Genomic DNA, 15182 nt, shown 5'->3' on the forward strand with positions numbered 1-15182 from the left:
CAATCTACCGGAATCCAAATTCCGACCTCACCATACATTTGCTATGGTCAATGTGATACTGCCATTCATCGCGCCACAATTTGAGTGTCGATATGATTGGCATCACAGCGGCATCACCAAGCGGGCACACTGTGCGTCCCATAATGTTACCGCAGATTTCTTCTATCTTTTCAACGTCACCAGGCTTGCCCTGACCAGCCTCAATGCGATTGATCAATTTTTCCAGCCAGGCAGTTCCTTCCCGACATGGAGTACATTTGCCACACGACTCATGGCGGTAAAAATGAATCAACTTTTTTATGATCCAGACGATACAAGACTCTTCGTGGAACACAATGACCGCCCCTGAGCCAAGCATTGAGCCGCCCTCAACCAGTGATTCGTAGTCCAGGTTGACATCAATCATGTCCGGTGTCAGAAACGGGGTCGATGATCCACCGGGAATCACGCCCTTGAGTTTCTTGCCGCCAAGGATACCACCGCCGTAGGCTTCGTCATAAATCAGTTTCTTCAGTGAGAAACCAAGTTCCACTTCGTAATTACCCGGTCGATTCACATGGCCGGACAATGAAAATATCTTACTTCCACAGGATTTTTCGGTCCCGAGTGATTTATACCAGTCTGCGCCGCGGTTGATAATATGCGGTACACTGGCGAGCGACTCGACGTTGTTGACAATCGTCGGGCAGGCGTACAGACCTTCAACCGCCGGGAACGGCGGACGAATACGGGACAAGCCGCGTTTCCCCTCAATCGAGTTAAGTAGGGATGTCTCTTCTCCGCAGATGTACGCCCCACCACCGGTATGGACAATCATGTCCAGATCATATCCGCTACCATAGATGTTTTTGCCGAGATGACCAGCAGCACGTGCTTCTTTCATGGCTGCTTCCATCCGTTCCGCACAGTAGGCAAACTCGCCCCGGATATAGATAAACATCAGGTGGCAATTGATGGCATAAGAGGCAATAGCCATGCCTTCAATGACCGCATGCGGATCACGCTCCATGAGTACCCGATCCTTGCAGGTACCCGGCTCGGACTCGTCGGCGTTGCAACAGAGATAACGTGGTTTGGGAGAATCCTTGGGAACGAAACCCCATTTGAGACCGGTGGGAAATCCGGCTCCGCCTCTCCCTCGCAAACCGGAACCTTTCACTTCTGCGATTACCTGGTCTCGATCCATTCCGGAAAGCACTTTTTTCCAGGCTACGTACCCACCATGCTCTTCGTATTTCTCGACCTTGATCTGCTCCGGGTCTTCGACATGCCTAAAGAGGTGTAGTCGATCACTCTGAGCCACTTCGGTGGCATTGGTTCTTACCGGAGAATAGAACATCACGCTTTGTTTCTCAAATCCTCAAGAATCTGATCCACTTTTTCGCGAGTCAGGTTCTCATAATAATCATTATTAATCTGTATCATGGGCGCGGTGGCACATGACCCCAGACACTCCACCGTCACCAGCGTAAACAGGTTGTCCTCGGTCGTTTCACCGATCTTAATGCCAAGTTTTTCCTGAAGATAACCTACCAGGGAATCTGCTCCGAGCAGCGCACAGGAAATGTTATGACAAACCTGGAGAAGATATTTCCCACGCGGTTTCTTGGCGAACATAGTATAGAAAGTCGCCGCTTCGGCGATCTCTACCATCGGTATATTTATGATGCGGGAGATTTCGGTATAAATATCAGCATCGATATGCCCCACCTGCCGATAGGCAATCGTCAGGGCAGGCAGAATAGCGGACTTGGGCTGAGGATACTGAGCCAGCTTCTCGGTGATCTTGTTTACCGATTCCTCAGTCAGAATCATCGATCAACCTCTCCCAAAATAATATCAATTGATCCAATCGCACACACAACGTCAGCAAAAAGCCTACCCTCTACCAAGGTGGGTAGTGAGCTCAAATTGACAAAAGCGGGCGGTCTCACACGCACACGGCGCGGAATGTTGGTGCCGTCGCCAGTAATAAAGAATCCGATCTCACCCTTGGGTGATTCTATCGCCTGGTACACCGAACCGGTGGGGGCATCAAAACCATCCGTGATAATCTTGAAATGGAATATCAGTGATTCCATCTTGGAGAGCACATCTTCCTTGGGCGGAAGAACAACCCCCGGTACGTGGGCACGGAAAGGGCCTTCAGGCATACCATCAAGAGCCTGTTCACAAATGCGCAATGATTGGCGAATTTCCTCAAGTCGAAGTATGTACCGATCATAGGCGTCGCCATTCTTGCCAATCGGAACATCGAAATCAAAGTTTTCGTAGCCGCTGTACGGGTTATCCTTGCGCAGGTCATGCTTGACCCCGCTACCACGCAGCATCGGGCCGGTCAGGGAGAGATTGATGGCATCTTCAGCCGATATGACTGCCACACCCTTAGTTCGATTAATAAATATCTCGTTGTCCGTTAGCAACTTCTCATAATCGGAGAGGCCCTCATGAACTCTTTTGATCATATGGCGCACTCGTTTGTCAAAATCCTTGGGAAGATCGTGCGACAGACCACCGATGCGAATATACGAAGTCATCATTCGCTGTCCGCCGCAAGCTTCATAGATATCGAGGACCGACTCACGCTCACGGAAAGCATAGAGTAACATTGACATGGCACCAAGATCCAGACCATGAGTACCCACCCAGACCAAATGCGAATTGACTCTGGTGAGTTCGGCCAGACATACCCGCGCCCATTTGACTTTCTCCGGGACTTCGATTTCCATCAACTTCTCAACAGCCAGACTATAGCCGAGGTTGTTGGACATAGGGGCGAGATAATCCATGCGGTCAGTAATTGGCAATAGTTTGTGGTAGAGCTTGGACTCCATGGTTTTTTCGATACCGGTGTGAAGATATCCAATCACCGGCTTGGCTTTGACAACCGTCTCGCCATCAATCTCCAGAACCACGCGCAACACACCGTGTGTCGATGGGTGCTGAGGACCCATGTTAAGAGTCAATGTTCTACCTTCAGTCGTCACTTAGTAACCTCAGGAGGTTGATCTTTGTTCCAGGTAAAGGTCGGCTGTTCGTACGGTTGACGGAAATCCTTACGCAACGGATGACCTTCAAAATCGTCCGGTGTAAGAATGCGAGTCAAATCAGGATGGCCTTCAAACGTGACCCCGAACATATCGTAAACTTCGCGTTCCAGCCAATTGGCTCCCGCCCAAATATCGGTAATCGAACGCACTGTCGGATTATCTTCACCAAGACGGATATTAAGGAAAAATCGATAACAATATGACAGGCTATAGAGGTTGTAGACGACTTCAAATCGTCCTTCCTCGGCCGACTCATGTCCAAACCAGTCAATCGCTGTGATATCCGCCAAAAACTTGATATCAAGTTCGTCATTGTCGTGCAGAGCTTCACAGACAGAAAAAAGCGAATCAGCGTCAATCATAAATGTCTGCTCGCCACGGAAACCATCTTCACGTTTGATGATTTCACCAAATTTGCTTTGAAGAAACTGTCTGACTTTCTCTTCCATTATCAGACCCTGCGTCCCCATTCTTCGGGATGATTCTTCAGAGAGGTCTTCTCTACCTTCTCATACAGCTTGAGTATTCCATCTATCAATTGTTCCGGACGCGGCGGGCAACCAGGCACATATACGTCCACCGGAATAATACGATCTACTCCCTGCAAAACGGCGTAGTTGTTGAATACGCCGCCACAGGAGGCACAGGACCCCATAGCAATAACCCATTTGGGGTTAGGCATCTGCTCGTATAGGGTCTTAACAACCGGGGCCATCTTCAATGATACCCGACCGGCAACTATCATCAGGTCCGCCTGGCGCGGGGATGGACGCATAACTTCCATTCCAAATCGGGCCATGTCAAAATGGGGACCATAGGCAGAGATCATCTCAATTGCGCAACACGCTAACCCAAACCCAAGTGGCCACATAGATCGCTTGCGAGACCAGTTGGCGACCTTCTCAAGCGTGGTCAGGATTATTGAATCGGGGATTTTTTCTTCTAGTCCCATTTGAGCGCTCCGCGACCAAGGATGTAGAAATAGCCCACCAGTAAAATGATCACAAAAACAACCATCTCCAAGAAACCAAACAATCCAAGCTGACGAGAGATAACCGCCCACGGGTAAAGAAATATAACTTCTATGTCAAAGAGAATAAACAGAATCGCCACCATGTAGAACTTCACCGGAACCGGCTCTTTGGTCGAGCCGACCGGAGTCAGACCGCATTCGTAGGGTTCTCCCTTGCGCCCCATCTTGCTTCGATAGCCAAGGAATATTGAAAAGAATATCAAAAGTAGCGCGATGCCACTGGCGACAACGACCAGAAACAAGATCGGATAGAATGTTTCAAACATACGCGGCCAGTATCCTCCTCATAAGTCCACGAACTTTAAGTCGCTTGGTCCGTCTTGTCAAGTATAATTGCGTCTTACTATATGTGTCAATACTTATCAGTCAAGAGATTGTATTGGAACGCTATCACTATGCATCAGTACGAGTTATCGGTGATTATCCATATTGGAACAGAAGCCAGAGGTTGTGAAAAAAATATCAAGAAGTAATCATTATCTGATAAGGCTCAAACACGGGACAATGATCAACCAGGGCGTTTAATTCATACTGCGGAAAGGCTCCATAGGCTGTCGAGGCACCTGAGAACCTGAGGCGCCATTCGGCCCGCTGGATCTCGACGTAACCTCCCCCGAGTATATCGTAGCCCGGTTCGTGCAGATCAACCACATCGGGTTCGCGTGCCCAAATCGAGGCCAGTTCCCGACGGTGGCAGAACTGGTCAAGCAAATTGGCATGATAGGGGTATTCGTTTAAGGAACCGAGAATCATCACGATTTCATCCGGCCCTCGTACAATCATGAATTTGCAGGTGAAACGATCAGGAGCGGAGCCACGATCTCCATTGAGAAGACCACCCGTCAGATCGACGAAATTGTAAGCCAGCGATGCGGTCACTCTGTTACACTCCTATGCGAATATGGTTTGAGAAGATCCACCCCCGGCGTCCCTTCCATGCCTCAACGCGGTAGATGCCCCGACTTTGAATGGCATAGGTCAGCGAGTCTGTGCTTGACTGGAGAACGAGCTCCCCGTTGTGAATCAGTTTCAGACGTGCCCGTGAGGGCAGCTTGACCACCAACCGTACACCCTCATGCGATGGCAATTCACCTCCGCAGGTAACACGGCGGGAGTCGTCCTCGGCATAGAACTCAAATCCCTGAGCCGAGCCCCAACGCATATTGGAGCAAAACGATCTACAATCCCGCAGGGCATCATACAGTTGACATCTGGCCTTGTCAAAGTCAGTGGAAAGTGATTCGTCCAGAAGGATGTGGGTTCGAAGACATCGAAAGTGAACTTTGTAAGGAAATATCTCAACCTTAAACGGTCCCACTTTGATACGAAAGGCGTGCGCATCGACGCTGGCCACGCCGACTACTTTACGCTTCAGGTTCCACTGGTCCCATTGCCCCAGGATACGATCCGTGGGACCGACCATCGACTTACGAGGAGAAAAAGCCATTGGAAGTTTGTTAAATGGGGTCAACCGTTCCATCCACTCCGACATCTGGTTCCATAACTCAACGCCAGCGAAACCTTCCACTTTCCAATCAGTCCAGGGATACGGTTGGAACTGAGCCATGCGATTGCGGATTTCATCGGGATGCGCCATGATACCCAGAGCACCATCAGCCTCACCGGCGGCGACGTATTCGCGCACGGTCATAGTGTTCGGGTAGACTCGGGGCGTCTCAAATAACAAGTAGTGATGCCGATCATCCTGGTCGTTGTGCTCGTAACCGATGACTACCAGCATCTTGCCGTACATTCCCTCACTGCCATTGTCGCGAGTGGCCAGGGTCATATGATCGGCCAGCATCATGAAATCGAGGTCGGCCCTTTGCCCAATTGCGACTACTTCTTCGAGCGGCTTGGTACCATCGGATTCAGTAGTGTGAACATGCACTGCCCCCGAATACTGATACCAATCACCGATCTTCTTACCCATCGCTTGCACTCCCCCCTGAGGGAACTTTGCGAAATATCACCAGGCCAACAATCATCATTAGAGCCAGTGAGAGCACTCCTACTTTATACGGCAGTTTGTCGTAATCAGATGGATCGATGTCCATCAAGTCAATGACCAATCGACCCATAGGTCTCTCGGAATTGAATAGCAAGACCACTGCCGTCCAGACAAGTGGCCCTATGGCAGCAGCCGCCCGACCTGACAATGAGAACAGACCAAAGAACCGTCCCAATTCTTCACGAGGTACCAGTTCTGCCAGTAGCGGGCGTGATGTTGTCCACAGACCACCTAACAAAATGCCGATGACTGATCCCAAAACCCAGACCACAGCCATGCTGTTGGTTGCTACAAAGATGACAAGGCAGATGACCCAACCCCAGATGATGAGTCCGAGGAGTTTTTTCAACGACCAGTGTTGAGCGATTTTACCCATGACAAATGAACCGATCACAGCCGACACGGTGGATACAATTAAGAATCCTGCAATGTCGCCGTCAGACAAACTCAACACGACGGCACAGTATAACCCGATATTGAGGATCACAGTCGTGGCGGCATCCTCGAAAAAATAGTCGGCGATGAGAAAGCGCAGAACGCCGGGATACTTCTTCGTCTGACGGACACCATCCCAGACATCGCGATAGGCGGCTCGGAAACCCGCTCCGGGGCGCTGGATTTTGACCGGCTTCTCCCTTACCCATAGAAAGAGGGGAACGGAAAAGACCGCAAACAGGATCGCAGTCGGAAGAAACGCCCCTTGCTTCCCCGATCCGTCGAGAAAGGGAACATCCCAGCCAAACACATCACCGCTCACAAATGGCAGAACCAGAATCAAACCCAATATCGATCCCACGTAGCCAAGTGCCACACCGAAACCGGAGATAAACCGGGCACGAGCACCATCGGCCACAGAATATAATAGAGCATTATAAAAGGGTTGGCCGGCTTCATAGGCAAAGTTGGCAATAATGAACAGCACAATAGTAAGGATGAAAAGGGAGGGAGGTACAAACGCCATCAGCCCCGCTGCTGTACAACAGGTGAGTGTGAACAGAAACAGGAATATTTTCTTGCGCGTGGAATGATCCGACATCGCCCCCAAAGCTGGTAGTAACAAAGCGGCAAATACCATCGAGATCGTGAACGGAATATCAAACCAGTAGTCAGGCCGTCCCAGGTCTTCTACGATATATCGCTTCAGATACTGCGAGACGATATTCATCGAGTAGATAGTGTTGGCGAAATCGTAAAGCGACCACCCCAGAATATCTTTTTTCCAGATGGTGTCTTTGGCAGTCATAGTTATAAACCGAGTTGTTTTGAAATCGTCAACATACCTTCACGCACCAGTAGCAGGAACTGCTCCAGCTCCAATCCTACCTCGGAGCAGGCGGCCATGTTCTCTCGGCTCGCTCCGGCAGCGAAACGTTTTTCCTTGAAGCGACGCAACATGAAGTCGCCGTCGATCGAGGTTAATTTTTTGTCGGGATGCATCAGCGCACACGCCACGATGAAACCCGTCGCGGGATCAACAGCATAGAGACTCCAGTCCAGACGACTCTCACAGGGAATGTGTCCGGGATGGGCGTTGATGGCATGCAGCATGTCCTGCGGTAAGTCGTATGGCTCAAGCCATTCGGCTGTCAGGTAGGAGTGCCTCGCTTCATCGTCTACAGTTTCATTGTAGTCGAGATCGTGCAGCAGACCGGTGAGACCCCAATAGTCAACATCCTCGCCGAGATACTCGGCTAGACGACGCATCCCCGCTTCGACCGCCAGGATATGCTTAAGGAGATTGTTGACTCCTATCTTGTCAACGACGAGATCATAAGCCACATTGCGGGACAACTGGAGATTGATCATAGAGGCAAATTAACGTAGACTTTGATGCGGTGTCAAGGTACACCCGGCCAAACAAGTTTACCGGCAAGTCAGCTATGCAGCGAGAAAGTCGAAGCTAATCCAGAAAATTCCAGGTGAAGCCGTAGTAGAAGAAACGTCCGGGGAACGTGAGTCGTTCGCGGGCACGATACTGATTGTCGAAAAGGTTCTGGAACACAAAGTGCATCCGGTAATCTTTCAGTGCGAAGGACAGCTTGACATTGATTACGGCCGTCTCACCCAACCCTTTTTCATCGTAGCCGTCGTACGGTCCAATGTACACAACTTCGCCATAAGCAAACAAGTCCATCAACTTGTCCCGCCAGAACCAATGCAACTCTAAACCGGAGAAACCCTGATACTCCGGAGTGTAGGCCAGAGAATCAGAATCCTTGTAGTCCACGTGATGATAAGACGCACCACCCACGAAAGTGAGAAAATCACGCAGCTGCAATCGAGGTTGGAGTGTTACCGAGGCGAAAGAAATATCACCGTTGGCAGGCGTGAAGAACTTATAGTCCCCATCCGCATCAAGGACCAACTCGTTGGTCCAATTTATACCGTCAGTGATCTGCCCACCTGTGACCGAGAGGCTGATGCGATTATCCAGTGATCCATATTCATATTGAAAACTGCCAACCAGTTGACTTTCTGGTACAAGCAAACTGTCACCGCCATCGGCATACACGGTAGCTCCGGAGCCATAAAGGAGCGATTTCTGAAATCGAAGATACAATTCATGCATAGTCGGCGCTCTCTCTGAGTAACCAAACGACAAGACGACCAGAGACTTATCCCCCTCACGAAATACCACACCGGCTGCACGAGGTAGGAAATCGTACTCTTCGACCCAGGCAGATCCGATACTGGCTGCGCATCGCCAGCCATCACGCAACAGACCCATCTGCAACAGTGCTTCGCCGCTGAGGTGGTCGTGTTTGTTAAGGTGATCGTCGTATTCGAGATAGTCGCCATCAACCCGGACTGACATGATTGTTTTACACCACAACCATTGGCGCTGAGCAAACGCCCCGTGCCCGGTCTTGTCAAAACGCCCGTCAGATATCCCGGTGAGATAAGAACCCTGCCGAAGATGTTTGTAGCCCATCTCATAGCGCGAGGTGCGAGTAGAGTTGTCAAGAGTTAATGATACATTAGCCGACCGGTCAAACTTGTAGCGCTTAATAGTTGCCCCGTACGAATCCGGCCGGACCGTCAGAGGTCCATCGCGATCATACAGTTGCCCCCAAGCCCTAAGACCAGTGCCGCCGCGCAATGGGAAAAACAAGTCAGCATAGTAGTGGTAGGAATTTGATGCTCGCAGGAGATCAATCGTAGGTCCCTCGGCTTTTCGATAACCGACCGACATATCCACCAGACGGCCGTCGGTATGTTTCTTCGAGTAACGCCCCCGCACGAACGCATACCCCAATCCGCCTTTGTCAGCCAACAACGAACTCTCAGACTTGTATGTATCTGGCGGTTTGGGACGGGTAATCAACGAGGCTAATGCGCTGGTTCCACCGAGAACCTGTCCGATCGGACCATTCAGCACAAAAACATCCTGGTCGAGGGCAGTGGGGATATCATTCATATCTACCAGACCATCAGGTTCCGGGTTGTGCTCAAACGGCTCAAAACGGTGGCCATCGGCAAGCACGTTCAACCGGTTACCACCCACACCATACGGCTGAACAGTCTTTCGCATCGGCGTTACCTGATGTTCGAGAACGAAAAACGATGGATCAAAACGAAAGTAGTCCCCGGCATCGTGATAGAATGAGCGATCGAGGTCGTCGCGGCGATTCAGCCGTTGGCTGGTGAACCAGGTAATGAGGGTATCATGAACAGACAATGATGGAAGTCGGCGACGACGAAGTTCTTCCTGGTGCTTCTCGTATTTTTCATCAAGACTTATCTGGGTACGTTCGGCGGCTGTGAGGGAATCGAAGAGATACGAGTCGGTACCCAGTGTATCGTCATCAAGGAACGGGCCGTAGGTGGGGAGCGTAGTATCCGGTACGTCAGTAGGTGTAACCAAACTTGTGTCACCGACATCGGATGTGTCGACCTGGTTCTCGTCGTCAGCAACAACGAGTAACGGCATCATCACAAACAATAGCGGCAGAAGAAGGTATTTCACAGTCGCGTCCTTTCACGAGCATGTAAATGCCGTGTCACGGTGAAAAGCAACGGGAAAATGATCAGATTGGCTCCCAGCGAGATGGCGGAGAACAGCATTCCACCAACAAAACGCTCATAAAACGGCCCAAACATCCAGGCATCAACAATGTTCACCGGCAGATAATATAGCACTGTACACATCAATGCAGCGCCCCACAAGGATACGATCAGTCGCGGCCGGGTCCAGTTCTGCCACTTACCTTTGCGAAAGACAGCCCCCACCATACTGCCGCTACCGGCACCGATAATCTGTGCAAGCATAACGGGGGCGATAGCCGGGCCATACGGATTGAAAGCGGTCCAGAGCGCCATGCCAATCATACCCACCAGCGCTCCGGGAACCACCCCCCACAAAAAACCGGCGGAAAAAACAATGAAGAAAATGAAGTTTATGTTGGGTAAGTAGGATGTTCCCCACGAGAGAACATACACCAGCGCCGCAAAAAGCGCTATGCGTGTGACCAGGTGCGGTCGCCGCATCAGCGTATCACAACTACCTTAGTGAACTCTTCAGCCAATTGTGTTTTGCGGTCCTCGGAGGAATACAATCGAGCATAGGCAACGTAGACTCCCGAGGCGACATCATTGCCGGCTTGATTCTTCATGTCCCATTCGATCTCCCACTCCCCATGGTGAGGCAAGGCACCAGTCTCCGAGTAGCCTCCGAGTGTTTTAACTCTTTCTCCAGCGACGTTGTAGATGTTAACCGAAAGGTATGGAGGAAGTTGTCTATCGTCTCCGCTTAAATATACCTTGCCGAAAAGAGGAACCCCCAACGAATCAGTAGCTATTTGGAAACGGAAAGTAATACCGGCTGCGGTCATACTGCCTACGACCGCCGGATTTGGATATGGTGTCAATACCGCGTTCGGCAGGTCGGGCGCGGCGGTATCAGTCTGTTGATCTTCTATCCAGTAGCCCAGATCTATCCTATGGAGCGGATTACGAGGTTGATAATACGTTTCTTCGTATGTTGCCGCGGTGAGTATTAGCCCGATAGACAAAAACGAATCCGGAAAAGGAATAGCCATATCTGTTACGATATCATCCGGGAGCAGTATCCGGTCAATTTCATACTGATTGGGATTGTCGACAAGGCGATACACAATACTGAGCCCCCACGGCAAAGGAAATGTCTCCTCCCCCGCACAAAGTCCATCTCCCAGAGCCAGGTGAATATCCAGCATCGAATCCACGTGTAAGAAATCGTACAGTGAATCACGTGGCACGACCGAAGAATCGAAGCATACCGATCCAATATCTTCGTTGCAAACCCAGAACGAGCGTTCGCAAGTAATAGTATCCAGGTACCGCATATCGTAGTCTTCATAGCCCTGAACCTCAGTTGAATCGATGCAGTCGAAGACATCACAGACGTAATGGGTCGTGTCTTCCCTGGCGGCCAGCCCAGGGTAATCGAGAATGATAATGGCTGCCCCGTTGTGACATGGCTTGAACGGATTGCCGTTGGACGGTATGAAAACCGGAGGTTCGTAGCTGGTATGAATAGCCAATTTGTCATCGGGAAAAGCTGGGAAATTTAGGCGTTCCGAATACCCGTATCCTGGAGGAGCCATGGTTGCTCGGGAACCGGTAAAGAAATTCCATAATGAGAAATCACGGAACGCAGAAGCCCAGCCAGCGGTATTGCCGCTGGCAGCAAGCACAGCATTGTGAGTTGCCTTGAGGAAGCTCGCACCCATTCCCATTGTACCACATTGCTCCCAGATGTCCTTAATGATGTCACGGCCATAGGTCTCGGAGAGATACATCGGATAAATCGCGCTGGCATACGGATGCAGGTCACCATAGGAATCGAACTGTTGAATAGAACTGCTCGGGTCGTCGAAAAACCACGGCAGGTAGTAATAGAAGTCATTGATCTCGTCGTATATTTCTTCCTCCATCCATACCGCCGACATCTCCATCCAGTATCGACCAACAATGTCATTAGGATACGATTCGGCCTCCGAGAAATCATAGCCAAACTGAATCGCGTGGAAAAACTCATGCGCCATCGTCACCCGAACAGCATCCATTGGACGATCTTTGTAAGCAGAGAGACTCTGGTAGTCATTGTCCAGATCAATAAATGATGTAGAGCGGAGAGTCCCTGGCCCGTCAATTTGAGTAGAGTCCATCCATGTCTGGCCGTAGACACCAGTTCCGATATCTCTCAAGTACACATCATATCGGTCATCCCCATCGGTATAGAAGCCGTCAGCCGGTGGAGCTGCGTAACCAAGCGTATTGACAATGTGATTATAAACTGAGTCACCAACCATAGCCACGCCATCAACATAATCAGGAATACCGTTGGCGGGGGAAATATCGACGCTGGCCTCATAAACTGAGTCCTGTCCGGTAACAGTATAATGAATCAGAAAATACCCACCAGGGCTGGCATAAGTCAGTTCGTTCTGGATTAGCGTATCACGATCAATGATCTGTACACCCAGAGATTTCATCAGGCCATCATCAAGCTTATCCCGATTGAGCACAAAATCAGCGATAGCCGACATACCACACTTGATCGGTACAGGATCGCCGTTGGCATCAGTCAGGGCTTGCCCGGGGCGTTCATCAAGCTGACCCGTAACATACATATAGTTTTCAATAATCTCACGCTGGCGTTCGGGGGTTATGGCGACGACTGACGAAACAATAACCAGACCAAGTAATGACACAGTCAACAGAAAACGAAAGCTTCTCACGCTCTTTCCTTTCTTTGTCGGGCGCGTTGACGGAGCGCCGGCATTAAGTCCTCCGACACCGATAGCGACCCGATTTCACCATACCGGCCCGCTCGCCCATGAGAGTCCGAGCCACCAGTAATAATCAGACGGAAGCGTTCGGCCAGATGTTTGAACTGGTCAACCTGCTTCGGTTTGTGGGAGGGATGGTAGACTTCAATCCCGTCCAGTCCCAACCCCACCAGCATCTCCAAATGCTGGAATGTCTCTTCTATTGCTGGATGGGCTAGAACAACCACGCCGCCAGCTTCATGAACAAGCGAGATCGCAAGTTCTGGGTCAAAGTTCTTCTTGGGAACATAGGCCGGTTTGCCATTGCCGAGATATTTGTCAAAAGCCATCTGATAACTCGAAACCGCACCGCTCGCATGCATGGCAGTCGCTATGTGGGGACGTCCCACTGCCGCCGCTTGAGCAACCCGAATTACATCATCAAGGGTTATCTCGACCCCCAAGCCGTTCAGTCTTTCTACTATGACCCCGGCACGTTGGTTCCGATGATTGCAGAAATCCTCCAAAATCTTCAGGAGAGGTGTGTAGTCCGGGTCCAGGTAATAGGCCAGCAAATGAAGATCATACTCCCCCCCGGACACAGATAATTCAACGCCCGGTACCAACTCAGGATCGCTATCATTTGTCAGGTCGCGAACAGCTCTGTACCCGGCCAACGTATCGTGGTCGGTAACCGCAAAGGCGGTCAGTTCCCGACGACGAACATCGGCCAACACATCCGTCGGAGTGTGAAGACCGTCAGATAAATTGGAATGAATATGCAGATCAACGAAAGAACTCATCTACAATTTACTCTCAACCAACTCACGAATAGTCTTATCGATATTCCGTGCCTCGGTCGTAATTTTCTCGGCTTCGCCTTTGAGCTTCGCTACGAATGCTTCGTCGTTGATCGAGGTCAGGTTGATACGCACATTATAGCCCGCTCCATCAACAGCCGCCATACCCATCAATCCGGCCACACCAGCATCGGTGATCGAGTTCTCGTTGCCCTTCTCGGCGACCGTTCGAGCCAACGCCATTACTTCGAGCGATTTCTTCATGACCGTAAGCGGCACTTCGGCGGCTTCCTTGTTGGCGTCATCGACAGCCTTGTCACGGGCGGCAGCTTGTTCATCGGTCCCATTGGGTAACTTGAAACACTCCATAACCTTATTGAACGCTTCCATGTCGGTGGTGATAAGAGTCTCAAGTTCAGCGCGAAGGACATCAGCCTTGTCGCGCACCCCAGACAGTTCTTCCTTGACCGCCTTGTACTGTTTCTTCCCTACCGTTAGTCGAGCAACCATAGCCGCCAGCGCACCAGCCAGCGCTCCGGCCGAAGCCGCCACCGAACCGCCACCCGGAGCCGGGGACGACGATGCGACCTCATCATAGAAAGTCTCGGTTACGGTAACACTACCGCCGATCGAGGCCAGTTTTTCCTCAAGTACCTGTGCTTTGGTGAAATTTTCCAGTCGTAGATAATAGTCAGACACCGCCAGCATAGCATCGTTGGGAACCAAGCCGATGATTTCGGATGATGTCACCAATACACCCCAACGTTCAGCTTCCGCCTTGATGGTCTCGAAAACTCTGAAAATTGGCGTCTTGGGATAGTTGACCAGGTTCATCGAAATCTGGACCTGATTGCGTTCCTTGATTTCAAAGCCGAGCGCCTTGACAAAACGGTATCCACCACGTAATGATCGCACAGCATCTGCGATCTTGTCAGCGATGTCCTTATTGTTGGTGCCGAGATAGACATTGAAAGCGACCAATGGGAACCGAACTCCAATGGCGGTAGCACCGGATTTCAGGTTCATCTTATTCGGTCCATAGTCAGGCTTGCGAGTCGGGTCGGTACCAATGGCGTCACGCATACCTTCGTATTCGCCCTTACGGACTTTGGCGAGGTTACGTCGTTTGGGTGATGAAGCGGCGTCTTCATATAGATAAGCGGGAATCTGCAATTCCTCACCGACGCGCTTGCCTAGTTGGTTGGCCAGTTCGATAGCTTCGTCGATCTCCATTTCCGAAATGGGAATGAAGGGGCAGACATCACAGGCACCCATGCGGGGATGTTCACCCGAATGGGTGGTCATGTCGATCAGTTCGGCAGCCTTCTTGTAGCCTTCAAAAGCAGCATCAACCGCCAACGATGGGTGACAAACAAATGTAACAACGGCACGGTTATGGTCTGAGTCCATCTCCTTGTCGAGGAGGATCACACCATCAATGGAAGTAATAGCGTCGCAGATTGCATCGATAACTTCGGGGCGACGACCTTCGGAATAATTGGGAACACATTCAACGAGCTTAGCCATAGTTGTCTC

At 50.7% G+C, this 15182-nt stretch carries 15 protein-coding genes; all 15 read right to left on the reverse strand.

What is annotated here, in order from left to right:
- Nucleotides 1-4: 4 nt before the first annotated feature.
- The 15 genes from nuoF to ftcD all read right to left on the reverse strand — a co-directional run bounded on the left by nuoF (nucleotide 5) and on the right by ftcD (nucleotide 15173).
- A complete protein-coding gene (gene nuoF / locus KOO62_03265; protein MBU8933006.1) occupies nucleotides 5-1339 on the reverse strand; it encodes an NADH-quinone oxidoreductase subunit NuoF in 1335 nt (444 codons plus the stop codon).
- The gene (nuoE, locus tag KOO62_03270; protein MBU8933007.1) at nucleotides 1339-1815 is read right to left on the reverse strand and encodes an NADH-quinone oxidoreductase subunit NuoE; all 477 of its coding nucleotides are present in this window, start codon (nucleotides 1813-1815) and stop codon (nucleotides 1339-1341) included. Before nuoE ends, nuoF begins: the two co-directional genes overlap by 1 nt.
- The gene (gene nuoD, locus KOO62_03275) at nucleotides 1812-2954 is read right to left on the reverse strand and encodes an NADH dehydrogenase (quinone) subunit D (GenBank protein MBU8933008.1); all 1143 of its coding nucleotides are present in this window, start codon (nucleotides 2952-2954) and stop codon (nucleotides 1812-1814) included. Before nuoD ends, nuoE begins: the two co-directional genes overlap by 4 nt.
- A gap of 29 nt (nucleotides 2955-2983) precedes the next feature.
- Nucleotides 2984-3499, reverse strand: coding sequence for an NADH-quinone oxidoreductase subunit C (locus KOO62_03280; protein MBU8933009.1), 516 nt, complete (start codon nucleotides 3497-3499; stop codon nucleotides 2984-2986).
- A 2-nt stretch (nucleotides 3500-3501) separates the two neighbouring features.
- Nucleotides 3502-4002, reverse strand: coding sequence for an NADH-quinone oxidoreductase subunit B (locus tag KOO62_03285; GenBank protein ID MBU8933010.1), 501 nt, complete (start codon nucleotides 4000-4002; stop codon nucleotides 3502-3504).
- Nucleotides 3993-4349, reverse strand: a complete 357-nt coding sequence (locus KOO62_03290; GenBank protein ID MBU8933011.1) for an NADH-quinone oxidoreductase subunit A — start codon at nucleotides 4347-4349, stop codon at nucleotides 3993-3995. The genes KOO62_03285 and KOO62_03290 overlap by 10 nt, the downstream gene beginning before the upstream one ends.
- A gap of 196 nt (nucleotides 4350-4545) precedes the next feature.
- Entirely contained in the window at nucleotides 4546-4962 is a 417-nt protein-coding gene (locus tag KOO62_03295) for a hypothetical protein (protein MBU8933012.1), read from the reverse strand.
- 4 nt (nucleotides 4963-4966) lie between these two features.
- Entirely contained in the window at nucleotides 4967-6016 is a 1050-nt protein-coding gene (locus tag KOO62_03300) for a histidinol-phosphatase (protein ID MBU8933013.1), read from the reverse strand.
- The gene (locus KOO62_03305) at nucleotides 6009-7337 is read right to left on the reverse strand and encodes an MFS transporter (GenBank protein MBU8933014.1); all 1329 of its coding nucleotides are present in this window, start codon (nucleotides 7335-7337) and stop codon (nucleotides 6009-6011) included. Before KOO62_03305 ends, KOO62_03300 begins: the two co-directional genes overlap by 8 nt.
- 2 nt (nucleotides 7338-7339) lie before the next feature.
- A complete protein-coding gene (locus tag KOO62_03310; protein ID MBU8933015.1) occupies nucleotides 7340-7900 on the reverse strand; it encodes an HDIG domain-containing protein in 561 nt (186 codons plus the stop codon).
- 94 nt (nucleotides 7901-7994) lie between these two features.
- Nucleotides 7995-10061 carry a hypothetical protein gene (locus tag KOO62_03315; protein ID MBU8933016.1) on the reverse strand — a complete coding sequence of 689 codons (2067 nt, stop codon included), beginning with the start codon at nucleotides 10059-10061 and terminating at the stop codon, nucleotides 7995-7997.
- Nucleotides 10058-10582 (reverse strand): hypothetical protein, encoded by a 525-nt coding sequence (locus tag KOO62_03320; protein ID MBU8933017.1) that lies wholly within the window; start codon nucleotides 10580-10582, stop codon nucleotides 10058-10060. The genes KOO62_03315 and KOO62_03320 overlap by 4 nt, the downstream gene beginning before the upstream one ends.
- Nucleotides 10582-12816, reverse strand: coding sequence for a hypothetical protein (locus tag KOO62_03325; GenBank protein ID MBU8933018.1), 2235 nt, complete (start codon nucleotides 12814-12816; stop codon nucleotides 10582-10584). The genes KOO62_03320 and KOO62_03325 overlap by 1 nt, the downstream gene beginning before the upstream one ends.
- Nucleotides 12813-13649 (reverse strand): PHP domain-containing protein, encoded by an 837-nt coding sequence (locus KOO62_03330; GenBank protein ID MBU8933019.1) that lies wholly within the window; start codon nucleotides 13647-13649, stop codon nucleotides 12813-12815. The genes KOO62_03325 and KOO62_03330 overlap by 4 nt, the downstream gene beginning before the upstream one ends.
- A complete protein-coding gene (gene ftcD / locus KOO62_03335; protein ID MBU8933020.1) occupies nucleotides 13650-15173 on the reverse strand; it encodes a glutamate formimidoyltransferase in 1524 nt (507 codons plus the stop codon).
- Between the last annotated feature and the right edge of the window lie 9 nt (nucleotides 15174-15182).

The sequence above is a fragment of the Candidatus Zixiibacteriota bacterium genome (genome assembly GCA_019038695.1).
Lineage (GTDB): Bacteria > Zixibacteria > MSB-5A5 > GN15 > FEB-12 > B120-G9.

Excerpts from the sequence above, each read along its gene's own strand:
- nuoF (MBU8933006.1), bottom strand. The coding sequence starts at position 1,339 with ATGTTCTATTCTCCGGTAAGAACCAATGCCACCGAAGTGGCTCAGAGT.
- nuoE (MBU8933007.1), bottom strand. The coding sequence starts at position 1,815 with ATGATTCTGACTGAGGAATCGGTAAACAAGATCACCGAGAAGCTGGCT.
- nuoD (MBU8933008.1), bottom strand. The coding sequence starts at position 2,954 with ATGGGTCCTCAGCACCCATCGACACACGGTGTGTTGCGCGTGGTTCTG.
- KOO62_03280 (MBU8933009.1), bottom strand. The coding sequence starts at position 3,499 with ATGGAAGAGAAAGTCAGACAGTTTCTTCAAAGCAAATTTGGTGAAATC.
- KOO62_03285 (MBU8933010.1), bottom strand. The coding sequence starts at position 4,002 with ATGGGACTAGAAGAAAAAATCCCCGATTCAATAATCCTGACCACGCTT.
- KOO62_03290 (MBU8933011.1), bottom strand. The coding sequence starts at position 4,349 with ATGTTTGAAACATTCTATCCGATCTTGTTTCTGGTCGTTGTCGCCAGT.
- KOO62_03300 (MBU8933013.1), bottom strand. The coding sequence starts at position 6,016 with ATGGGTAAGAAGATCGGTGATTGGTATCAGTATTCGGGGGCAGTGCAT.
- KOO62_03305 (MBU8933014.1), bottom strand. The coding sequence starts at position 7,337 with ATGACTGCCAAAGACACCATCTGGAAAAAAGATATTCTGGGGTGGTCG.
- KOO62_03310 (MBU8933015.1), bottom strand. The coding sequence starts at position 7,900 with ATGATCAATCTCCAGTTGTCCCGCAATGTGGCTTATGATCTCGTCGTT.
- KOO62_03320 (MBU8933017.1), bottom strand. The coding sequence starts at position 10,582 with ATGCGGCGACCGCACCTGGTCACACGCATAGCGCTTTTTGCGGCGCTG.
- KOO62_03330 (MBU8933019.1), bottom strand. The coding sequence starts at position 13,649 with ATGAGTTCTTTCGTTGATCTGCATATTCATTCCAATTTATCTGACGGT.
- ftcD (MBU8933020.1), bottom strand. The coding sequence starts at position 15,173 with ATGGCTAAGCTCGTTGAATGTGTTCCCAATTATTCCGAAGGTCGTCGC.